Source organism: Rossellomorea sp. NPDC071047 (assembly GCF_050270195.1).
Classification (GTDB): Bacteria; Bacillota; Bacilli; order Bacillales; family Bacillaceae_B; genus Rossellomorea.
The window spans coordinates 21,849-43,299 of sequence record NZ_JBNNJT010000004.1; the positions used below are offsets into that span (position 1 = coordinate 21,849).

Consider the following 21,451-nt stretch of genomic DNA (forward strand, 5'->3'; position numbering starts at 1 on the left):
TTGAGGAGGTCTACCAATGGATTACTCAGTGATTGGAAAGAAGATAAGGGAATTAAGGAAGGCGGTGGGTCTTACTCAAGGTGATTTGGCTGAAGGAATCTGTACCCAGGCTTTGATCAGCCGCATCGAAAAGGGGGACATCTTTCCCAGCGCCACCGCCCTTTACCAAATATCGACCAGGCTGGGAGTGGACGTGAACTATTTCTTCGAGATCGGGACCACCCCAAGACTCGACTATCTTCGTGAGGTGGAAAGACAGCTAACCAAATTGAGGGTGGATCAACGATTAGAGGAAATGATGGATATCGTCAAAATGGAAGAGAAAAACCCTCTTTTCTATAAAGACAATGAAAAGCTTCAGCTTCTTTATTGGCACAAGAGCATCTACTTATTCGAAATCAAAAAGGATTCGGGCGCTGCATTCTCCTTGCTGCAGAAAGCCTATAAGCTGACATGCCATCAGAAAAAAGCCATGACGGAACGGGAGATGGAAATCCTGATTACGTTCGGAATATGGGAAACTCAGTTGGCCAACCATCAGAAAGCCCTTGAATATTACCAAAAGGTAGAGATGATGATCCATCCTGCTGAGCAATTGCATGATAAATCGATCAAGACACGTTTGCTTTATAATATAGCCCGGGTACATACACGTACAAAAAACTACGAGGAATCGACTGACTATTGCTTAAAGGCCATTCATTGGTGCATAGAGGAAGAACTGCTTTGGGGATTAGGAGAATCGTATTATCAAATAGGTTTTAACTATGAACTAACGGAAGATTACGAACAAGCGATCCCTTACATGGAAAAAGCCCTCCTCATGTTCGAGCTTCGAGAGAATGCCCTATACTCGTCATTCATCCAAGACAAATTGAAGAAATTGAATGAGGGTCAATAGGTAGCCGTTCCACCGTTTTAGAAGCGACGCAAAGATGAGTAATTAAAAGAGGGATGCCCAGTGCTACCGAGCATCCCATCCACCCTCTGCCTGTGGCCTGTGAATGAACACCTAAAGAAAATTCGACACGGAGGATTGATTATTTCAAAAGAGGATTAATAAATTTAAAACAGGATGATTAAATTCTAAAGAGGATCAATAATCTGATATCCGGATTGAAAATAGTCCAAACCGGATTAATTCCTCTGCGAAGGTGCTGCATGTCAGGAATTTCACTCCTAACCGGCAGCCTCCGACCCGTTCGGGATCCCATTCCAGCTAAAAAAAGAAAATCTAAGGTCATTTCCCTTCCAAAAGCGGACAAATTGAGTGACTGGACCACTATTCAAACAAACCCAGCCCTCATAGATAAGCCACTTCATCAACTGATATCCTAAGCCCTGTAGCTGAGCCGGTGAAATCCCAGGACACTCATCTGCCCCACCCATGGGAAAATCAACCCCTACTCTCTACTATTGAATAACAACGATGGCTACAAAAAGAAAAATGGGACAGGATGCCTGCCCCCGCCCCACCTTATACATATTCTACAGATTCCCGCTCCCTCTTCACAGGTTCTTTCAAATTCACGGTTTCTTTCACGATATAGATTGGTCTGTTTTTGCTTTCGTCATAGATTCTCGCGATGTACTCCCCTACGATGCCCATGCCTAGCAGTTGAACCCCGCTAAAGAAGGTGATGGCCACCATGATCGAGGCCCAGCCTGTTTCCACACCTTGCCCGAACAGCTTGACGGCAATCGCATAGACAAGGACGAAAAAGGAAATCAATACCGATGCGAAGCCGATGGTCATCACCAGCTTCAATGGCTTGGTAGAGAACGCAATGATCCCATCCGAAGCAAATTTGATCATTTTCTTCAACGGGTATTTCGTTTCCCCGGCAAACCGTTCATCCCGCTCATATTCAATATAGGTCTGGTTAAACCCTACCCAGGAAAACATCCCCCTGACAAAACGGTTACGCTCCGTCATCGTCTTGAACACATCCGCTGCCTTTCGATCAATGATCCGGAAATCTCCTGTATCCTTTGGGATGTCGATGTCCGACATATAGTTCAGGAATTTATAAAAATACTTGGCTGTCAAAAGTTTGAATTTCGTTTCCCCGGATCTCTTTTTCCGTTTCGCATAAACGATTTCATAGCCTTCTCTCCATTTTGCTATGAGTTCCGGAATGACCTCCGGAGGATCTTGAAGGTCGGCATCAATGATGACGATCGCATCCCCCGAAGCATAATCGATCCCTGCTGTCACAGCCGTCTGATGACCGAAGTTCCGGGCGAAATTCACGATCTTCGCCTGGCTGTCCTTCAGTGCGATCTCATTCAGGATATCGAGGGTCCTATCCGTACTCCCGTCATTGACAAAAATAAATTCATACTGGATATGATGATCCACCATGACGTTCTTGATCCTGTTATAACATTCCTGTGCCACTTCCTCTTCAAAGTACATAGGAATGACAATTGAAATTAGTTCCCGCATGATATCCTCCACTTTTCTTATTAATGACTGCCCTTCGCTGCGAAGGTCCATCTCGCATTCAACAGATAGTTCAACACCATCCCCGAACCAATGGCCACGATATTCGCCACAACCGGATGGAACCCGGCATAATGAACCAGCAGATACAGAATCAGGGTATTAAAAGCCAGTGTAAAAACATTTACCGAAGCAAACTTCACAAATACATCCGCCTTCGCATCGCTGGCATCGAACACCCATTTTTTATTCCAATAATAGCTGTTCAATACACCCAACACATATCCCAGAACGTTCGCGAGCAGATAGTGTATGCCTATATAGATAAAGAGCGTGTAGCTCCCCAACGTGATCAATGTGTTGAAAACACCGACTGTCCCGAATTTCAGGAACCTTTTCATCCTATCGAACTCCCACTCTTTCATTCTCGGTTAAAGATACCAATATTTGAAGTTTATATCAATCCTGGAAGCTACTGCATTGAAAAACTTTACAAATTTTTAACAATAGAATGGAGAAAAGAAGTCCCAAATGCTGTGCGCTTTGATATAGTAGAAAATGTATTTTTAAAAAGGAGGCAAATCATGGGTTCCCGGATCTTTCATTTTTTACATAGATTCATCTTCTACATCTTCTTTGCAGTGATACTACTTTTAGTAGGATTGAACATTTTCATGAGTAGAGGATATAGTACATTAAGTGTTGAAACACCCGCGTATTTCAATCTCATTACGCTTATGATTTCCGTTTTGCTGGCCGTATTGGTATACCGATTTCGCCGGCACCTGTTGGAATTCCTCGGAAAAATCCCTCGGATATACGCGGTCATCGGGCTATTGGGTGTAAGCCTGATCCTGCAATTGCTCACGATAAAACAATTGAACGTAAACCCTACCTGGGATTTCGGGGCGATCGTCGACAGTGCGAAGCTTTTCGTTGAAAAAGGGGAAATCGGGGACTATTTCACGATCTATCCCAATAACATACTGCTCGTCTGCATCCTGGCCGTGATCGGCAAGCTGACAACACCTGCACTTCTGGTCTTCCAGCTCTTTAACGTCATGATCATCACGATAAGCCAGTATCTCATCTTTAGAATTGCTTCAAAGGTGGCCGGGAAAGCTGTCGGGATGGCAAGTCTACTGGTCAGCGTCCTGTTCTTTCCTTATTTCTTTTATGCACCCGTCGTCTATACGGACACCATTTCATTGATCTTTCTGCTACTGCCGTTACAGATATTGATCAATAAGGACGGGAAATTAAGAGGGGATTTGCTTGCCATCATTACAGCATCCGTCATCTTTTCTTTCGGGATGCTGTTAAAAGGCTCCCTGATCATTTTCACGATTGCCTTTACGATCGTTCTTTTTCTCTATATGAAAAAGTGGAAAAAGCTTTATATGCTCATTCCCTTCATCATCCTGCTGATAGTCAAAACTTTATTCACCAGCGGGATTTATCAGCTCGGAATCCTTGATAAGGAAACCGTGGAAAAGAGAAGCATGCCCGTCACTCATTGGATGGTGATGGGACAAAATGAAGACCGCTTCGGAAAGTATGCACAGACGGATGTGGACTTCACGACTAACCTTCTAAAGGAGTATCCAAGGGAAGAAGTCACTGAGGCACACATCAACGAATTAAAGAATCGCCTCGCCGATAAGGGACTGGCGGGAAATATCGCATTTAACATTGAAAAAATCGGTCACACCTGGACAGACGGAACCTATTATTCGTTAAATAAACTAAGAAGATACCCTGTCCATCCTGAAAATTTCCAACGCTTGACGGATTATAAATCCGGACATGTCGTCCAAGGTTATGCGAGGGTACAACATCTCTTATTGTTCTTTGGTTTACTGTTGGCATTGAGGTTCAAAGGGAATCATCCCTTCATCTCCTTCATAACCTTGTCCATCATCGGGTTCTTCCTTTTCTTCATCCTGTGGGAAACCCGCTCCCGCTACCTCGTCAGCCTCACCCCGCTCATCATCATGCTGAGCTGCATGGGGTATCTGGGACGGAGGGATGGGTCCCTAGACCCGGATTCTCAATAGACTGTCAAATATAGTGGAGCCAAGGGGCCTGTCCCCCTGGATCCACACAAAAAAAGGAGACAAGAGATGTTTCCTCTTGTCCCCAGTCTAAAACAGGTTATGAAATATTCTTCTCAATGGATTCTTCTTTTCGGGAGGAAAGGTCAATCGCGGAGATTGCTTTCCATATCGTGTAGCCTGAGTAAAAGAGGAGTAGTATCCCCGGGATGATAAACATCAATGCCCCGTTTTTCGAATTCATGAAATTCATGAAGTATCCAATATAAGGAATCGTGAACCCTTTGTATTCCGCCACAACATTTTCTGATAACACTGGTTCAAGATCCGGAGCGTCATTATTGTCCCCTTTTGTCTTATACATCACATGTTCCCCGCTCTTCATCACTTCCAAAACCCGGTGAGTAATCAAAATATTCTCTTTCTCTTTAAAAGTAATGACATCGCCTTCTTTAAAACGGGTCATATCTCCTCCAGGTTTCACCGCAATGATCGAACCCGTTTGGATATCAGGTTCCATCGATCCTGATAACACTGTCTTAATCTGATATCCCATGAACTGGGGTTCTCCACCCGCTGCCTTGGATGAAACGACAACGAATATCATCATAAACAATACCGCATACAGAACGACCGTGATACTCGTACTTAGTATTTTTTTTGCCAGCTTCATATTTTCTCAACCTTACCTTTCTTTTACTCTTGATTACTGATTTTATCAGGTGATGCAGGAGTTGGTTCTACCTGCTCTTCTTCCTTGGCGGGAGGCGCTTCTGAAGATTGGACACTGGCTTCTGTAGTTTCGGGTTGTTCCTCCTCCACTTCTGATTCTGGCTCAGCAGGGACTGCAGGGTCTTCTGGTTCTTGCTTCTCCTCTTCCTGTGGCGGAGGTACTTCCTTAATGTCCTCTTTACTTCCATCAGTAGCAGGATCAGGCTCGGTTACTTTCGGTTCTTCTTTTTTATCCGGCTGCTCAGGCTTACTTTCATCTCCGCCCTTATCCGGGGCTTTTGGTTTTTCTTCTGTGCATTTTACAGTAATCGTTTCACTCCATAATTCATGTCTGGTGTCTTCTTTGTTTCCGTGGCCGGGGCGTTGGAGGGCTTTGAATTTATAGTTTCCAGGTTTACTAATAGTCGATTTTACTAAAGCGGTTTTTCCTTCAGCTATTGGCTGGATTTCTCCCTGTGACACTTTATTTCCCTTTTTAGGGTTCCCTGAAGTAGCAAAGTAGACTTCATATTCAGTCGTTCCCTCCATGCTGCTGCCCGTGTTCTTTATAGAAGCGGATATTTCTCCTGGTGGGCACATCTTAATAATTCGATCTTTATTAGGGAAAGTTAAAGAGCTTTCATCCCATGTACTCCATGTACCTGCAGTGATTACACCGGTTACATGATCTTGATCGTTAAAGTAGGCGCCGGTGCTGCCGTCTATGAATGAAGTCGTAATGGTAGTGGCATACCAGATGGCCATTAGTTGACAGAGAAGCTTCCACTTTTTAATGGGGGTTTTATGTTTTCTTGTTCTTGGGTATCTTATGGAGATCACATCCTTTGGATATGTGATAAACTTTAGTTCTCTTCAGAAAATAAAATCCAAAAAGCTTTATTCTCTGAAGAAAATTAAAGTTCAATGGAAAGATGGGCGAAAAGCCCACCTTCCCCAATTATTTCACTTTAATATTAGCGTGCAACACCTGCGCCTTGCTTACCATCAAATGTCCATTTTAGTGTAAGAGAATCACCTTGGAATCTGTTTTGATCTTGACCGTTATCTACAAATTCATATTGAACATAAAGTTTATCTGTTGTACCCGCAGCAAGGTTTCCTCCACGCTCTGCAAAGAACTGACTCCAGAAATTACCTTCGATTACATCTGGTGACATATTTTTCAAGTCATATAATGTTGTTGACCAAATCGGTGCATCTAATTTATCTCCATTTATTAAGAAGTTAACTCGAATATGCTTTCCAAAATCACTATTATTGTTACCATTTGCATCAGTCACTGTGTAATCAGTCATTAAATCAATCGTAGCAATATCAAGACTACCACCGTTTACTAAATCAAAGGAACGAAGCATAGTATCACCTGGTTTAATATCATCCACATTAATAATCGTTGTCGGGTCTACACTAAGATCCAATGTACCAGCTGCAAAAGTAGCATTCGCTTCTGCACTATCACTAAAATAAGCATATGTACCTCCCCCAACCAACGCTAACCCTAGTGCAGCTGATGCTACGCCCAATCCTAATTTTTGCTTAATACCCATCTTTAAATTCCTCCTCGTTTTCACTCTTATTATTTGGTTCGGTTCAAAGTTCTTTTTGTTCTTTTTAACGAACCTTACACTTGAAGTATAAGACATATGTCACGGGTTGAAAAACTTCATATTCGGCCAATTATTCGTTAAAAAGAACACTAATCATGAAATATCTCGAATTATCTCTTTGTTTCTAATCTTTTTATTTATTATTAAGAACGTTTTTATTCTTTATAATGAACATATGAACCTAGGTTTCCTGACTACCGACCCACTTACTTTTAAAATCACTTTTCAAGATAAACTAGTCACTCTTAATATCCATGGATACTGGTCCATCTGCTATAAAATAGATTTTTTACGAGCCTTGCTTTTAGTGGGAAGGTAAACTTATCGTAAAGCTGTTAGAGAAAGGGCATTGTTTCAACCGAGATTGTAAAAAAATACCATGGAAACTCGTCCCCCATATCAAACATCAATAGCCTCCATATACAACTGCAACAACAAATCCACAAATAGGATGGCCATTGAATTATAAGTAGTAATATTATAGGACACATCCAAAGGTTCTGTTGATCCATGTATGGGCAAGATGATGTCAGCTAATTGACCTAATTGGCTTTCTTTGTTGCTTGTAACCGCAATAATGTTAAGCCCTTGTCTTTTCGCGATTGTCGTCTTCTTCAGGATATAGGAAGACTCGCCCGATCGTGAGAACACAATCATGAGATCGCTTTTGGCGAGGTGATTGATATAGATGCCACCGGGCGCACTTAGGTCGACGAGCCACGCTTCTTTACCGATGATTTGGAATCGTTGGGTGAAATAACTTGCGATAATTTCCGAAATTCCCGATCCACACACCATGATACGTGACGATTTCTTCAGCCACTGGATCGTTTGATTGACACAGTTCTCATCAATGGTTTCGATCGTCTTGGTAAAGTTTTGTTGAAAGACACCTTTTAATTGATGGGCGGATTGCTTGATGGAGGAAGTATTCTGACTCCGGGTTGATTGAAGAATTTCGTACTGATTCTTAAGATGGAATTTGAGTTCACTGTATCCGCTCAAACCAAGTTTGACACAAAGCCTTGAAATACTGGAGGTGGAGACGAAATTGTTCTTTGCCGCTTCACGGATGCTGTACGTCTGTAAATCATCTATATGATCGATCAAATCAAGTAGGACAGCGTATTCTGTATCGTTGATTGAGTCTCCCACCGTTCCAAGCACCTTGTTCAATAATAAACGTTTCATATAATCTCACCCTTTCTCCCCTCATTATATATCAGGATAGATCAGCAGAAAAAGATGATTAGATATGGAAAAGTCCGGACACAATGCCCGGACTTTTCTCCCATTATCCCAATTTTGGCCAGAACTCTTTATTCACCTCGATCAGCTCGTCCAAAACCCTTTTGGCCACTTCAGAAGAAGGGAAAGTCTTATTCAGGGCAAATGCTTGTATGGCCTTCTGATAAGAGCCTTCCAATGCCGCCTCTACGAGCAATTTCTCAGAAGCCAGCTGCTGTTCGATCAACCCTTTATAGAAGAGGCCGATCGGCTCTAAGCGAACGGGTTCTGGTCCTCTACTCGTCACATAGGCAGGGATTTCGACCATCGCGTCATCAGGGAGATTCGGAATGGCTCCATTATTCTCTACAATCAACAGGAAGCGTTCACGGCGGTCGAACGCCAGTGACATGGCCACATCGACAATGAACGTACCATGAACCCCAACATTAAAGCCCTCCTTGAATTCTCCCGTCTCTTCTAAATGCGCAATTGAGTCAAAGAGATTCCTTTCCCGATTATCCATCACACGGTTTGCCCTTGTATAGCTTGCATCCGTCTGCTCTACCACGGTTTGCGGAATCAGATAATATTGAAGGTATGAGCTTGGTAAGTACTCCGGGAACAGCTTCAGCATGGCAGCCACATTTCGGTGTGCTTTAATCCAGTCAGCATCGGAATGCTGCAGGTCCATAGACTGCTCAGGTGTAACCAATCCGTGCTCACTCATATATTCCCTAAGCTCAGCCAGCTTGCTTTCGCCTCTTACATAAACATCCGTAAACCAGCCAAAATGATTCAGCCCGAAATAATCCACTTCAATTTCATCCTTCTCACACCCTAGGATCTCTGCCATCCGGAGCATCATTCCAATAGGCATATCACAGATATTCAGGATCCGTGCGTCGGGCCTTGTTTTTCGCAAGGCTTCTGCCACGATGGCTGCCGGATTGCTATAATTTATGATCCATGCCTGTGGAGCATAAATTTCGGCAAAGTCACAAAGCTCAATCATGGGTCCGATGGTTCTCATTCCATAAGCCATCCCCCCAGGTCCACAGGTTTCCTGACCGACGATCCCGTTTCGGAACGGGATCTTCTCATCCTGCTCCCTCATGCTGTTTCCACCAACACGGAGCTGGGCAAAGATGAAATCAGCACCTGTGAATGCCTCTTCCGGATTCGTCGTCGCTACGACCTTCACAGCGGGGTCAAATTCATGGACGACCTTTTGCGTGATATGTGCCACGCGATTCTGACGTTCATCATTAATATCATAGAGATAAATCTCCCTAACCGGGAACTCATCGCGTTTCAGCATCAAGGCTTTCGCGATTCCCGGGGTATACGTTGAGCCACCGCCTGCGATGGCAATCTTGAATGTTTTCATACTTTATGCACCTCTTCTTTCCATTTATTCACCGATTTGCTGATCCATCACTTGTCGGTATTCTGATACCTTCATTCCAAATACCAAGTGAATTTCTTCTTGTGAAGGACGGGACATCCCCAACGAATCAGGAACCCTTTTCAACCCTTCGCCATTGACCAGATCAGGATTGTATACATAGATACGCAATCTTGAAATACAATTGGTATAGTCTTTAATATTTTCTTTCCCGCCCAGCAGTTCGATTACTAATCCAATGACTTCTGATTTATCGGATTTCTGATTCATGAGCTTAGAAGCTGCTACTTCTGCTTCCAGGGTTTCCTCCGAATCCCCCTCTGGTTCCCTTCCAGGTGTCAGGATATTGAACTTCTTAATATACCACTTGAACACGAACATGTAGATAAAGAACATGGCGATCCCCACAAGGGTTACCGGTATCCAAGTAGACTTATGGCCCTGAAGAACTCCGTTGAAAACTAACTCTATAATGTTATTCCCGCCTAAATAAGAAGCATTGAGTATATCCAGTACGGCAAAGGACACACCTGTAAGGGCGGCATGGATGACGAATAATCCTGGAGCAAGGAACATGAACAGGAATTCAAACGGTTCCGTCACCCCTGCAAAGACAGAGGCACTTGCAGCTGAAATGGCGATGACTTTCGCACGTGGCTTGTTCTTTGCCGCAAGATAGATACCGATCAAGGCACCAGGGACCCCAAATACTTTGATCGGTGTCGCTCCTTGCCCCAGCCAGACCCGCGTAATTTCAGACAAATCACCCGAGAAATTCCCGCATCCTAATGCAGAGGTCGTGATCGCTTTCGTTCCTGTAAACACTTCTCCGCATATCTCTTTCGTTCCACCGACAGGAGTGAAATGCGCAAGAGAATACCATACATGGTGAAGGCCAGTCGGTATCAAGATCCGTTCAATGAAACCGAACAGAAAGGAGCCTGCCACCCCCGCACCAGTTACCATCTTCGCTCCATTGTAGATCCCGCCTCCGATCACCGGCCAGATAAACGGAATCATCATCCCCACTACCATGAAAATAAGGCCCGTCACAATAGGTGGAAAATGTTTGCCTTGATAGAAACTGAAGATCATCGGTAAGGATTTATTTCTGTATTTTTTCGTGGCCCATGCAGACACGGTTCCAACAATAACCCCGCCAAGTACACCGGTATCGATTGTTTGGATTCCAAGTACGAAAGTTTGCATCGCCTTTCTCATCTCTAATGTCTGAGTCAGGCTTACCATATTGGTATCACCAACGGCCACTAACGGCTTGAGCGCCAACCCGAAGGTATTCATGGTCAGACTCGAGAACGTAATCATGAATAAATAACCCACAACAGCCGAGAAAGCCGCAAGCTCCCTGTGCCCCTTCTCCGACATACCGATGGCAATCGACACCGCGAACACAATCGGCATAAATCGAATCACTACGAGGCCCGATTCACTTAACGCATTCGCCAGAAATTGAATCCACGTGGTCCCCAGGAACGGTGCTGCCTCTATAAAGTGAGGGTTCTTAAGAACAGCCCCCAAGGTTAACAGCAGGACAAAAAATGACATGACGGCAACAGCCATCAGGAAAGATCTTCCCAGTCTCGAAAAATAGCTTTGTACCTTTTTCCCCATCGAAATTCCCCCTTTATTCCATATGAATGAATCCGTTTTCAGTATAATAGCACAGACTTTCTCAGTATCAGGGATTCTTGAAACATTTTTTGTTGAAGGCGCTCCTAATGAAACATGTTCTAATTTCGGCCGAACCTGTAGATGGATAGTAAGTGGTGCGATACGATAAGGAAAATGAATAAGTGAAGACCATAGAAGGAGGAATCACATAATGGAGAAAAGCTATGACATCGTAGTAGTAGGCGGAGGACCGGCAGGAATCAACGCTGCCATCGCCGCCGGCCGCAAAAAGAAAAAGGTATTGTTAATTGAAAGGCATGGTTTCCTTGGGGGAATGTCTACCATTGCAAGTGTCTATCCCTGGATGACATTCCATACGGAAAACGGAACCCAGGTCATTAAGGGGATCGCTGAAGAAATCGTGCAAAAACTGAAGGATCGAGGAGCGTCACCAGGACACCTCCGTGATACATGCGGCTTTGTTTATTCCGTCACCCCTTACGATCCCGAAGTGTATAAGGTACTTGCTGTCGAGCTTCTTCAAGATGCCGGTGTGGATTTACTTGTGCATAGCTTTGTCGATCATCTGACGGTTGAAAATGACAGGATCACAGCCATTGAAATCACCTCTAAATCCGGACGGATGAAAATACAAGCGGAGCAATTCATTGACGCATCCGGAGACGCCGATCTTGCCTATCTCTCGGGTGCTCCTACCCTTAAAGGAAGAGACGGAGATCAGAAAACCCAGCCACTTACCATGAAATTTCGGATGAGGGGGGTCGACTTAGACAAAATCAAGGAACATATACTCAACCATCAGGACAACTTCTTCAAAAAAACACCGTTTGATGAGCTTCCTGACCTTCCCCTGACTGCAGTTCAAGGATTCTATAAAGAATGGAAGGAAGCGAACCTTCCCATTAACAGGGATCAAGTCCTCTTCTTCACAGGACCTGCAAAGGATGAGGTCCTCGTCAACATGACCAGGGTCCAGGATTTAGACGGAACACGGATTGAAGACTTAACGAAAGCAGAGTTCGAAGGGAGAAAGCAAGTCCTGATGATAGCCGACTTCCTGGTAAAATGGATTCCAGGATTCGAAGAAGCTTCCATCTCAAGTACCGGAGCACAAATCGGGATTCGTGAATCAAGGAGGATCGAGGGAGAATATACTCTCACGAAAGAAGATGTCACTGCAGGAAAAGCCTTTGAAGACGTCATCAGCAAAAGCGGATACCCCATCGACATCCACGCACCTAGCGGAAACGGAATGGAAATTGCCTGGGTGGAAGGGGACGGCTCATTTGATATCCCATATCGAACACTGGTTCCACAGAAGATCAATAACCTTCTTGTAGCCGGCCGTTGCATTTCGACCACACATGAAGCATTGGCCACTACCCGCTTGACCCCAAGCGCTATGGCAGTCGGGCAGGCGGCCGGTACTGCGGCATCCCTTGCCTTGGAAACCAAATGCAGTCCAAGGGAGATCGATGTAAAGAGGTTGCAGGAAATGTTGGTTGAGGATGGTATGGTTTTATAAATGTATTGGAGGGATTTGGCCAAGGGCCAGTCCCTCTATACGATTTCAACGATCCAATACCCATGTAAGAGGCAGGTGAAGGTGTAAGAAGCGGCTGCTACCGCTGCCACACTCACTAATATTTTGGATGTTTTTTGCGAAGTGTTTAAATAGTATTGGACAACCAGTAATAGGACGGAAAGCTGGACCTTCACGAGCAGGAATAGCCAGGGCCTTGTAAGATAGAGTTGATTCATCAGGGGATTTTTCTCTGTTATATAGTTAAAATGTAAACCATACATCGTGAGTGCAGCGTCCAGTAGATTTAAGATGGCAATATAAAAGAGCAATAACCTCATGGTTTTCATCCCCTTCTTACTCAACAGTATTATGTTCTTTTTAAAGAACATTCATTCCCTCTCATTATATTATATATACCCTCCATTCAACAATTAAAACAAAGTATAATTCATTATTAAGAACGAATAAACTTTTCCCCTTCCTTTATAAAGAGGCATTTCTCCCGTCCCACATACCTATATTCTCTCCCCTCCTCATATATTAGAATAAGAGTGTTGAATCAACTGAAAAAGGGGTGAACCGTATGAAAAAAATGATTTCACTGACGTATTTATTCGGGGTTGTGTTTCTTTTGGCCAGCGCTCTTTATTTTTTCGCATCCAACTGGCAGATGTTTTCCCGATTGGAGAAAGTGGCTTTGGCGGGATCTTTGATTGTATTGTTCTATGGAGCTGCTTTTCTGTTGGATCGTGTTTTAAAGGGGGCACATTTCCTTTCAAACTGGTTGATGCTCAGCGGGGTGATATCCTTTGGGCTTTCCGTCGCTTTACTCGGGCAGCTGTACAATTCTCACGCGGACAGCTACTTATTGTTTTTAATTTGGGCCATACCGGCCATCCTATTCAGCTTGTACACAAGGTACAGCGGTTTTTACGTATTAACCCATATCCTCATCCATTTAACTACTTACTTTTATCTGTTCCCTTCGTCTCCATTTGGGCACTGGACACTCGCCAATACATGGATCGCGTTCGGAGTCGGAATCTTAAACACGTTCTTATTATTAATTATAAAAAAGGGCTACATCCCTTCAAAACCGCTGCTTTATTTGAGCCTGATCTCAGCCAATCTTCTCCTCATGGTCACTGCATTCGATAATGAGTATTCCGTTTTCTTCACCCTGTTTTATCTTTTAACATTAGGGCTTGGGGTGTATCGTTACTTTCAAAAAGAAACGTCCATCTTTATCATTCTTTCGATATTCGGAACGGGCTTCATCATCATTAAAATGTTCGAGTTGATGGCACAGTATGTGTCCAGCCTTTTCTTTGTCGGTCTTTTAGTTGCCGCCACTCTCTTATTAGCGGGAAGTGTATTCCTTGTTAACTATTTACGGAAGCATTCTTCTTCCCCCCATTGGACAAAGGCGGTCTTCGTTGCAAGTGTCACGACCATCTCCTCCGTTTTCATCATTGCGTCTGTTTTCGGACTGCTCTCACTTCTCATGGTGGATGTCTCCATGGTCACTTTATTTGTATTCGCGACGGTATTCCTCGTCGTTCCAAGTACATTATCCAACTGGCCATACCCTGTAAAGTATTCACTCATGATGACCGGTATCGTCATCGGGATGATCGCAAGTACGTTTGATGAATTTCCCTTTGTTATGTTCTTCGTTCTGGCCTATGTGTTTTATGTGGAGAAACAGTTCGCCGCGAGGTTTGTTATCTACCTTCTGTTTCAATTGAACACAGCGATCTTCTTAGGGCAAACCTTGGACTTAGGCACTCATGCTCTCCTTGTGGTGATGGTGCTCCTGAATGTCGCAGTGTACCTTGCGCTGAATAAAAAACACTTCATCCAGTATGGAGCGTTTCTCATTGGATTCTTTGCCTTTTTCTCGTTAACTGCCATCGATCTTTCAATGACGCTTCATATTATTTATACCGCTCTGTTCTTCCTGACCGCTATGGGATGCGTCTATTTTTACAAAAAGCAGGATCGTCCCTTCTATTGGGTTTCATCCCTTGTGCTCTGGTTCATGCTCATCGTTCAACTTTATTACGATTTAGCCTGGAAGCTCGTTCATAAATCCCTGCTCTTTGCCGGGTTAGGTATCCTCTTCTTGATGGTGGCGGTTTACCTGGATAGGAAGGTTGGCTTCAATCAGCAATCGCACTCAATGCTTGCAGGGAAAAGGCTCGGAATCCTTCTCATCATATGTCTTCAAGCCGGATGGATTGGATACCAAGTCTACTCAAACGAAACCCTTTTACAAAACGGGGAATCGATTCTTTTAGAGCTTCAACCTGTAGATCCGAGATCTCTCCTCCAGGGTGACTATGTGGAATTGAATTACACAATTTCCGAGCTTCAAGAACCTTCCATCGAGGACTACGGCCCCATCACCATTGTGCTGAGGAAAAATACACAGGGAATCCACGAATATTCCGGTGTATATCGATTCAATGAAAACTGGAATACCCCTTACGAAAAGAAGCCTGGTGATGTCCTCTTAAATGGAAAGGTAACAAGCTATTGGGATAACACGGTCCAGGTCGTCTACGGAATCGAACATTTCTTCATCCCAGAAGGAACGGGCCTGGATGTGGAAGGAAAAGTGAAGTTTGCCGAGGTGAAAGTGAGTGATAAGGGGGACGGGATATTGGAACGGTTGCTTGACTAGAGGAGTAGAAGCATAGGGACGGTTCTTATGCTTCCAAACACTCACCATTTTTGTGAAAAACGTGAACAAAAAAGAAGCAAGAGAACCGTCCCCTTGCTTCTCTCAATAAGAGCCCATTAAACTGTCCCCTTGGCCACCCCACACCATTTCCCCACCAACAAAGGTTGCTCGAACGTCCCACTTTTCATCAATCAACGCAATATTTGCCTTTTTCCCAATCTCTAAGCTGCCAACCTCGTGGTCAATATTGAACAGCTTTGCCTGGTTTAGACTAACCATGGGTAAAACCTCCTCAAGGGGAAGCTTCAATACTTCTTTCATATTTTTAAGGCATTCCAGTAAGTTGGTTGTACTTCCTGCCAAGGAGCCGGTGTCCACGGTCCTCGCGATTCGATCTTGGACTTTCACTTTCATTGTACCGAGGGTGTATTGACCGTCCGGCAAGTCGGCTGCAGCCATGGAATCGCTGATTAATAGGATCTTATCGCTTCCTTTTGTTTTATGTAATAGTTTGATGGCGCCTGGGTGGACGTGATGGAGGTCGGCGATGCATTCACAAAGGCAGTCATCATGGGTCAGGACGGCCCCGACGCATCCCGGATCGCGGTGCTTGAACCCTCTCATTCCGTTGAACGTATGGACTGCGATTCTTGCCCCTTGGGAGACAGCAAGATTCGTTGTTTCATAATCGGCGTTCGTATGCCCCATCGAAACGTGGATTCCCATACCTGTGAGATAATCGATGATCTCCATGGCATGTTCTTTTTCAGGGGCGATCGTCAGTACTTTTATCGTGTTATCCGAAGCATGGATCAACCCTTTTATCTCCTCGATTGATAGCTCTCGCATGTACTCCACGGGATGAGCCCCTTTATGTTCGGGTGTAATATAAGGACCTTCCACATAGGATCCCAGGATTTCGGCTCCGGTTGTTTGACCGATCGCTGTACTTACTGCCTCAACTGCCTTCCGGATGCTTTCCAGATCATGGGTGAGTGTAGTGGGCAGGAATCCTGTTACTCCATATTTCACAAGAGAGTTAGACATCTCCTGTAAAGAATGGACACTTCCATCCATGGTGTCATGTCCCGCTATGCCATGGATATGCAGATCAATCATGCCAGGTATGGCGGAACAACCGGGGAATTCGATGATGTCACATGGAGGAGTTTTCTTAGTAACGCCTGAAATGCGCCCATCTTCCAAGAGCAGATACCCATTTTCAACGATCCCTTCCGGTGTATAAATGCGGCCGGCCTTCACGGCTTTCATTATCCTCATCCCCTTTTATTAAAATAAACAGAACAAGCAACACCATCATGGGTGCTGCTTCTTACACTGATTCTTTCATGTTCATCCGGTTTAAAGCCAAGTAACATGCTCCGTATAATCCTGCGTCATTTCCCAGAGAGGAGGCAATGACCGTATCCTCATTCCCATACACCTCCATTACTTCATTCCTTAATTGTCTATTGATATCTTGAATAAAAGGACCCTCACCTTCCGTGATGCCGCCCCCAATGATGATCTTTTCTGGGTTGAGAAGATGGATGACATTCGTTAATCCCATACTAATATAATGAATAAACCGTTCATATACGAGCAAAGCAACTGGATCTCCCTGCTTGACAAGCTCCATAATCATTTCGCCGGAAACGTTCTCAACTGCCACTCCTTTTCGCAGGGCTTCCTCCTTATAGTCTTGAACAAAAGCAGAAGTGGATGCATATCGTTCAAGGCAGCCTTTTCTGCCGCAGCTGCACGGTTTCCCACCTGCAACAACGACGGTATGACCCAGCTCACCCGCAAATCCCGAAGAGCCATTGACGATCCTTCCTTCCATCACGATGCTGCTGCCAATTCCAGTACCCAGTGTTAAGAAGATGGCGTTTCTCATACCCTTGACAGCACCTTTCCACATCTCGCCAAGGCACCCACTTTTCACATCGTTTTCAACTGATACCGGTAATTTTGTGAGTGAAAATAATATCTCTCCCAGCTTCATTCCACTATACCCTTGAATATTATTCGAGAATAATATCATTCCTTTCTCACGATCCACGAGACCGCAAGAGGATATGCCAATGGCAGAGAGGTGAATATCATGCTGAAGCGATTTCACTTTGTTATTTAATACGTCAGGAATCTCATGGCTTGTGGGGGTTGCCATTTTACTTTTATAGAGAAGGTGACCCTTTGGATCAAACACGCCATATTTAATAAACGTTCCTCCTATGTCAAAACAGACGATATGACTCATTTTCCATCCCCCCTATTCATTCAACTACATCTATTTCCTTCATGAATCGTCGAATGTCCAATAGGTTAACCTCACCCGTTTTTTCCATTATGGCGTTTGACATTCCACAAGCACAAGCCCATTTCAAGACTTCTTCAATCGGGAATCCATGGGAATACGCATAGGTAAACCCGGCGAGCATACTATCTCCGGAACCAACGGGATTCACTGCTTTCACCCTAGGAACCACTGCCCTCAGAACTCTTTTTTCACTCACTAAAAAGGCTCCTTCTTCCCCCAGAGAAAGAAGCACATAATGTATTCCTTTATGACAAATAGTTTGGGCATGCCGTAACATGTCATCGGTAGAGTCAAATGTTCTCCCTATCAACCTGGCAAATTCTTCTTTGTTCGGCTTTATTAAAAAAGGTTTTCCTGCAATCCCTTCGAGAAGTCCCGGTCCACTTGTATCCAATAGCAGGCGAACTCCTTTTTGATTTGCCTTCTTTGAAAGCTCACTGTACAAGGCAGTAGGGACCCCTTCTGGCAAACTGCCGGAAACAACGACAAAATCCACGGTATCAAGAATCGAAGAGAATGTTCGATCAAAAATTTCTAACTCATTGCTTGGAATAAAGGGACCAGTTTCCAGAATTTCGGTCTGACCTTCCTTTGATAGAATGGCCAGACACGTTCTAGTCTCTCCTTTAATGGGGACAAATGAAGTATGTACCTTCAAATGAGATAATTCGCTTTCAATCCACTCCCCGCTCTTTCCACCAAGGAAACCGGTACACGTAACCTTCTGCCCCAATCGGGATAGAACCCGGGTGACGTTAAGACCTTTACCACCTGCCGATTTTTCAATGGAAGAAACACGATTGACCCCACCCATTTGAAACTGGGGCAGTGTATATCTAACGTCTATCGCCGGATTTAAAGTGACCGTCGCAATCATGGGACTAGCCACGATTAAAGCTGCCGCACAGCTTGATTTTGTCCGCTACAACCTTTTTCATCCCAACGACCGCATCCGTGAAATAATAGCGGGGATCATTGGCTTCCGGGTTTGCGTTCAGATAGCTGCGTAGCCCTTTCACAAACGCCATTTTCAGCTCCGTCGCTACATTCACTTTGCAAATTCCCCTCTCAATGGTCTTGCGGACAAGCTCATCGGGCAATCCCGATGCCCCATGGAGAACAAGGGGGATATCGACTTCCTGATGGATCGCCGACAAGCGGTCGATATCGAGCTTAGGTTCACCTTTATAAAGTCCATGAGCCGTCCCGATCGCCACAGCCAGAGAATCAATGCCCGTTCTCGCTACAAACTCCTTTGCCTGTTTGGGGTTGGTATAGATCTGATCCCTTTCGTCCACTACCAAATCATCTTCCATTCCACTTAGACGACCGAGCTCAGCTTCAACCGTCACACCGAACGGGGCAGCATACTCTACAATCTCCCTGACAATCCGGATGTTCTCGTCGAACGAATAATGGGAGGCATCGATCATGACAGATGGAACACCCATATGGATGAGATTCTTGATATCATCCAGGTTTTCATGATGATCAAGATGAAAGCAAACCGGGATATCATAGCTCTTCCTTGCCGCTTCCATCATCTTGACCAGGAACTCCTTCCCCATATACCGGACGGTACCGGGCGTAGCCGCGATCATAACGGGCGAACGGAGGTCCCGGGCCGTTTCCAGAACCGCTTTGAGCGTCTCAAGATTATGAATATTAAAGGCAGGCACCGCATAGCCTTTCGACTGAGCCTCCACGAGAATCCTACTTCTTGAAACAATCATACCCTTTCTCCTCCATTCTGATAAGGATAGATCGTGACACCTTTTACGACCCGGTTGACGAGCCCCGAGGGAGATGGATTATCCGGGGAAAGTCCCAGATGCATGGATTTACACAGGGCAAACTGCTGGGCATACATGACATATGGAAATGCAAGGAAAATATCCTCTTGAACCGTCTCCAAGCCGGTACTCAAGAACAGGTCACTGTAACGTTCGGCTATATCATCCTGATAAGATGAGATCGCCACCACCTTCCCTCGCTTTTGTTCATGGTATAGCTCCTTCAATAAATCCAAATCATATTTTCTCGTGTACGGATGACTGGATAAGAATACGAAGACGATTGTCTCTTCATCTAAGATCGATTTCGGGCCGTGACGGAATCCCAGCGGAGAATCAAAGAATGCCGGAATCATACCTCCCGTTAATTCCAACAGTTTTAAAGAGGACTCCCTTGCAAGTCCCTGGAAAACGCCTGAGCCTAAATATACAACCTTCGAAAACGTCAAGGAAGCAAGCGCTTCTAACTCTGTCTTTCCGGTCTCGATAATTTTTTCACCTGCCGAACCTATTTCCTTCACAGTCTTCTCAAGAGTATGAATGTGCTCCGGCTGGAAAAGGAGCAGGACCGAAAGTAGCATGGTCGTAAAGCTGCTCGTCATCGCAAACCCTTGATCATTCGCTTCCTTCGGCATGTAGATGACCAGGTGATCCGGATTCCCCTTCTTCTTCTCAGCCAGTAAACCATCACGATTACACGTAATGGCGATTCCATAAAAATCATCAATGATTTGCTCTCCCAACTCAACCGCCCCAACGCTTTCAGGACTGTTACCAGAACGGGCAAATGAAATCATCAAGGTCGGTGAATCCTTGTTCAAATACTCATATGGATTGGAGACAATATCGGTAGTGGCGATGCTTTCTACCGTCCATTTCTTATTCTTGAGCATTTCCTTAATGGAAGTAAGAACGGTTTCCCCGACAAAAGCAGATGTTCCCGCTCCTGTCAAAATCACTCGAAGATGTGGATGCCTTTCTCCCAATTTCTTAAAAAAAGTCAGCAGTGTATCTCTATGTTCAAGCAGGATTTCAACGGTTTCTTTCCAAAGTCTTGGTTGTTGAGCTATTTCTCTTGTTGTATGGATGGCACCGGGATCATTTGGTTCCCATTTATTTGATTGTATAAGTTCCATACCCATTCCTCCAAAACTGTTAATGTCATCATTACCAGTTAAGTGAAATAGATACTCGAAAGCACCTACTTCAATTCAACTGTGTACGTAAATTTATCTCCCCTTGCGATGGAGATGGTATATTCAATGACGTCTTGATCTTCATACGTAATACGCTCCAGTCGGAGACACGGTGAGTTTTCTTCAATGGTCAGCATGTCGGCTGCCTGTTTTTCGGCGCTGACCGCATTGAAACTTTCCAGTGCTCTAGTGATCGTCACATCGTATTGGGACCGAAAGATTTCATACATTGGCGTATATTCCAATTGTTCCTTCGTGAGATTGGTAAAACGCCCTACCGGAACATATGAGGTTTCATAAATCATCGGTTCTTCGTCAGCAAGTCTCAATCTCGTGATCTTGAATACTTCTTCTTCCACCGGCAGTTTCATAGATTTCGAAATCGTAGTGTCACAAGGTACTTTTTCAAATGAAACGACCTGTGTGGAAGGATGTTTCCCGATTTTCTTCATTTCTTCTGTGAAGCTGTAGAACTCAACAAGGCTCTGCTTATAGGTCTTCGGCGAAACATAGGATCCCTTGCCGTGAACCTTATAGATGTAGCCGCCCTTTTCAAGCTCCTGCATCGTTTGCCTTACCGTCGTCCGGCTCACTTTGTATGTTTCACACAGCTCCCGTTCAGAGGGTAACTGCCCCTGCTCCGCAAGTTCACCCTTCTCGATCTTTTCGAGAAGGATATCCATCAGCTGATAATATAATGGTAAGCGATTATCTTTTTCTATCATGTTAAACTCCTTTAGTGGTATCTTTGTCATAACCATTTGTATACTCATTATACATAAAATTGCGACAATTATCACTTGA

At 44.5% G+C, this 21,451-nt stretch carries 19 protein-coding genes; 4 read left to right on the plus strand and 15 right to left on the minus strand.

Annotated features, from left to right (window positions below; genetic code table 11):
• Positions 1-16: 16 nt before the first annotated feature.
• Positions 17-901 (plus strand): tetratricopeptide repeat protein, encoded by an 885-nt coding sequence (locus ACQKFO_RS14480; RefSeq protein ID WP_427599544.1) that lies wholly within the window; start codon positions 17-19, stop codon positions 899-901.
• A 576-nt stretch (positions 902-1,477) separates the two neighbouring features.
• On the opposite strand, the gene ACQKFO_RS14485 is transcribed toward ACQKFO_RS14480, so the two are convergent.
• Together ACQKFO_RS14485 and ACQKFO_RS14490 are read right to left on the minus strand one after the other, a co-directional pair.
• Positions 1,478-2,449 carry a glycosyltransferase family 2 protein gene (locus ACQKFO_RS14485; protein WP_427599545.1) on the minus strand — a complete coding sequence of 324 codons (972 nt, stop codon included), beginning with the start codon at positions 2,447-2,449 and terminating at the stop codon, positions 1,478-1,480.
• Positions 2,450-2,469: 20 nt separating this feature from the next.
• On the minus strand, positions 2,470-2,847 hold the full coding sequence (locus tag ACQKFO_RS14490; RefSeq protein ID WP_427599546.1) for a GtrA family protein: 378 nt from the start codon (positions 2,845-2,847) through the stop codon (positions 2,470-2,472).
• A 183-nt stretch (positions 2,848-3,030) separates the two neighbouring features.
• On the opposite strand from ACQKFO_RS14490, the gene ACQKFO_RS14495 reads away from it, so the two are divergent.
• Positions 3,031-4,503, plus strand: a complete 1,473-nt coding sequence (locus ACQKFO_RS14495; protein ID WP_427599547.1) for a hypothetical protein — start codon at positions 3,031-3,033, stop codon at positions 4,501-4,503.
• Positions 4,504-4,600: 97 nt separating this feature from the next.
• Here ACQKFO_RS14495 and sipW read toward each other — a convergent pair whose 3' ends face one another.
• The 6 genes from sipW to ACQKFO_RS14525 form a co-directional block, all read right to left on the minus strand.
• Positions 4,601-5,173, minus strand: a complete 573-nt coding sequence (gene sipW, locus ACQKFO_RS14500) for a signal peptidase I SipW (protein WP_427599549.1) — start codon at positions 5,171-5,173, stop codon at positions 4,601-4,603.
• A 23-nt stretch (positions 5,174-5,196) separates the two neighbouring features.
• Positions 5,197-6,051, minus strand: a complete 855-nt coding sequence (tapA, locus tag ACQKFO_RS14505) for an amyloid fiber anchoring/assembly protein TapA (RefSeq protein WP_427599551.1) — start codon at positions 6,049-6,051, stop codon at positions 5,197-5,199.
• 134 nt (positions 6,052-6,185) lie between these two features.
• Positions 6,186-6,779: a CalY family protein gene (locus tag ACQKFO_RS14510; protein ID WP_427599553.1), complete on the minus strand. Its 594-nt coding sequence runs from the start codon at positions 6,777-6,779 to the stop codon at positions 6,186-6,188.
• 459 nt (positions 6,780-7,238) lie between these two features.
• Positions 7,239-8,030 (minus strand): MurR/RpiR family transcriptional regulator, encoded by a 792-nt coding sequence (locus tag ACQKFO_RS14515; protein WP_427599554.1) that lies wholly within the window; start codon positions 8,028-8,030, stop codon positions 7,239-7,241.
• A gap of 103 nt (positions 8,031-8,133) precedes the next feature.
• The gene (locus tag ACQKFO_RS14520; protein WP_427599556.1) at positions 8,134-9,456 is read right to left on the minus strand and encodes a 6-phospho-alpha-glucosidase; all 1,323 of its coding nucleotides are present in this window, start codon (positions 9,454-9,456) and stop codon (positions 8,134-8,136) included.
• A gap of 24 nt (positions 9,457-9,480) precedes the next feature.
• A complete protein-coding gene (locus tag ACQKFO_RS14525) occupies positions 9,481-11,106 on the minus strand; it encodes a PTS transporter subunit EIIC (protein WP_427599557.1) in 1,626 nt (541 codons plus the stop codon).
• A gap of 211 nt (positions 11,107-11,317) precedes the next feature.
• Between ACQKFO_RS14525 and ACQKFO_RS14530 the strand changes: the two genes are divergently transcribed.
• Positions 11,318-12,652 carry an FAD-dependent oxidoreductase gene (locus ACQKFO_RS14530; protein WP_427599559.1) on the plus strand — a complete coding sequence of 445 codons (1,335 nt, stop codon included), beginning with the start codon at positions 11,318-11,320 and terminating at the stop codon, positions 12,650-12,652.
• A 35-nt stretch (positions 12,653-12,687) separates the two neighbouring features.
• On the opposite strand, the gene ACQKFO_RS14535 is transcribed toward ACQKFO_RS14530, so the two are convergent.
• A complete protein-coding gene (locus tag ACQKFO_RS14535) occupies positions 12,688-12,990 on the minus strand; it encodes a DUF5658 family protein (RefSeq protein WP_427599561.1) in 303 nt (100 codons plus the stop codon).
• A 245-nt stretch (positions 12,991-13,235) separates the two neighbouring features.
• Here ACQKFO_RS14535 and ACQKFO_RS14540 point away from each other — a divergent pair, with 245 nt between their 5' ends.
• A complete protein-coding gene (locus tag ACQKFO_RS14540; protein WP_427599563.1) occupies positions 13,236-15,338 on the plus strand; it encodes a GDYXXLXY domain-containing protein in 2,103 nt (700 codons plus the stop codon).
• 102 nt (positions 15,339-15,440) lie between these two features.
• Here the strand turns inward: ACQKFO_RS14540 and nagA are convergent, their stop codons facing one another.
• The 6 genes from nagA to ACQKFO_RS14570 form a co-directional block, all read right to left on the minus strand.
• Positions 15,441-16,610: an N-acetylglucosamine-6-phosphate deacetylase gene (gene nagA / locus ACQKFO_RS14545; protein ID WP_427599565.1), complete on the minus strand. Its 1,170-nt coding sequence runs from the start codon at positions 16,608-16,610 to the stop codon at positions 15,441-15,443.
• Positions 16,611-16,671: 61 nt separating this feature from the next.
• On the minus strand, positions 16,672-17,598 hold the full coding sequence (locus tag ACQKFO_RS14550; protein WP_427599567.1) for an ROK family protein: 927 nt from the start codon (positions 17,596-17,598) through the stop codon (positions 16,672-16,674).
• Between the two features lie 16 nt (positions 17,599-17,614).
• Complete coding sequence (pfkB, locus tag ACQKFO_RS14555; protein WP_427599569.1) at positions 17,615-18,547, minus strand: 1-phosphofructokinase; 933 nt, start codon at positions 18,545-18,547, stop codon at positions 17,615-17,617.
• Positions 18,540-19,391 carry a tagatose-bisphosphate aldolase subunit GatY gene (gene gatY, locus ACQKFO_RS14560; protein ID WP_427599571.1) on the minus strand — a complete coding sequence of 284 codons (852 nt, stop codon included), beginning with the start codon at positions 19,389-19,391 and terminating at the stop codon, positions 18,540-18,542. The genes pfkB and gatY overlap by 8 nt, the downstream gene beginning before the upstream one ends.
• Positions 19,388-20,587, minus strand: coding sequence for an SIS domain-containing protein (locus ACQKFO_RS14565; protein ID WP_427599573.1), 1,200 nt, complete (start codon positions 20,585-20,587; stop codon positions 19,388-19,390). The genes gatY and ACQKFO_RS14565 overlap by 4 nt, the downstream gene beginning before the upstream one ends.
• A gap of 65 nt (positions 20,588-20,652) precedes the next feature.
• Positions 20,653-21,372, minus strand: a complete 720-nt coding sequence (locus ACQKFO_RS14570; protein ID WP_427599574.1) for a GntR family transcriptional regulator — start codon at positions 21,370-21,372, stop codon at positions 20,653-20,655.
• Positions 21,373-21,451: the final 79 nt, after the last annotated feature.

Coding starts and splice junctions, on each gene's coding strand:
- ACQKFO_RS14485 (WP_427599545.1), bottom strand. CDS start 2,449: ATGCGGGAACTAATTTCAATTGTCATTCCTATGTACTTTGAAGAGGAA.
- gatY (WP_427599571.1), bottom strand. CDS start 19,391: ATGATTGTTTCAAGAAGTAGGATTCTCGTGGAGGCTCAGTCGAAAGGC.
- ACQKFO_RS14530 (WP_427599559.1), top strand. CDS start 11,318: ATGGAGAAAAGCTATGACATCGTAGTAGTAGGCGGAGGACCGGCAGGA.
- nagA (WP_427599565.1), bottom strand. CDS start 16,610: ATGAAAGCCGTGAAGGCCGGCCGCATTTATACACCGGAAGGGATCGTT.
- ACQKFO_RS14490 (WP_427599546.1), bottom strand. CDS start 2,847: ATGAAAAGGTTCCTGAAATTCGGGACAGTCGGTGTTTTCAACACATTG.
- ACQKFO_RS14510 (WP_427599553.1), bottom strand. CDS start 6,779: ATGGGTATTAAGCAAAAATTAGGATTGGGCGTAGCATCAGCTGCACTA.
- ACQKFO_RS14570 (WP_427599574.1), bottom strand. CDS start 21,372: ATGATAGAAAAAGATAATCGCTTACCATTATATTATCAGCTGATGGAT.
- sipW (WP_427599549.1), bottom strand. CDS start 5,173: ATGAAGCTGGCAAAAAAAATACTAAGTACGAGTATCACGGTCGTTCTG.
- ACQKFO_RS14525 (WP_427599557.1), bottom strand. CDS start 11,106: ATGGGGAAAAAGGTACAAAGCTATTTTTCGAGACTGGGAAGATCTTTC.
- ACQKFO_RS14480 (WP_427599544.1), top strand. CDS start 17: ATGGATTACTCAGTGATTGGAAAGAAGATAAGGGAATTAAGGAAGGCG.
- ACQKFO_RS14495 (WP_427599547.1), top strand. CDS start 3,031: ATGGGTTCCCGGATCTTTCATTTTTTACATAGATTCATCTTCTACATC.
- ACQKFO_RS14535 (WP_427599561.1), bottom strand. CDS start 12,990: ATGAGGTTATTGCTCTTTTATATTGCCATCTTAAATCTACTGGACGCT.
- ACQKFO_RS14540 (WP_427599563.1), top strand. CDS start 13,236: ATGAAAAAAATGATTTCACTGACGTATTTATTCGGGGTTGTGTTTCTT.
- ACQKFO_RS14565 (WP_427599573.1), bottom strand. CDS start 20,587: ATGGAACTTATACAATCAAATAAATGGGAACCAAATGATCCCGGTGCC.
- ACQKFO_RS14550 (WP_427599567.1), bottom strand. CDS start 17,598: ATGAGTCATATCGTCTGTTTTGACATAGGAGGAACGTTTATTAAATAT.
- ACQKFO_RS14520 (WP_427599556.1), bottom strand. CDS start 9,456: ATGAAAACATTCAAGATTGCCATCGCAGGCGGTGGCTCAACGTATACC.
- ACQKFO_RS14515 (WP_427599554.1), bottom strand. CDS start 8,030: ATGAAACGTTTATTATTGAACAAGGTGCTTGGAACGGTGGGAGACTCA.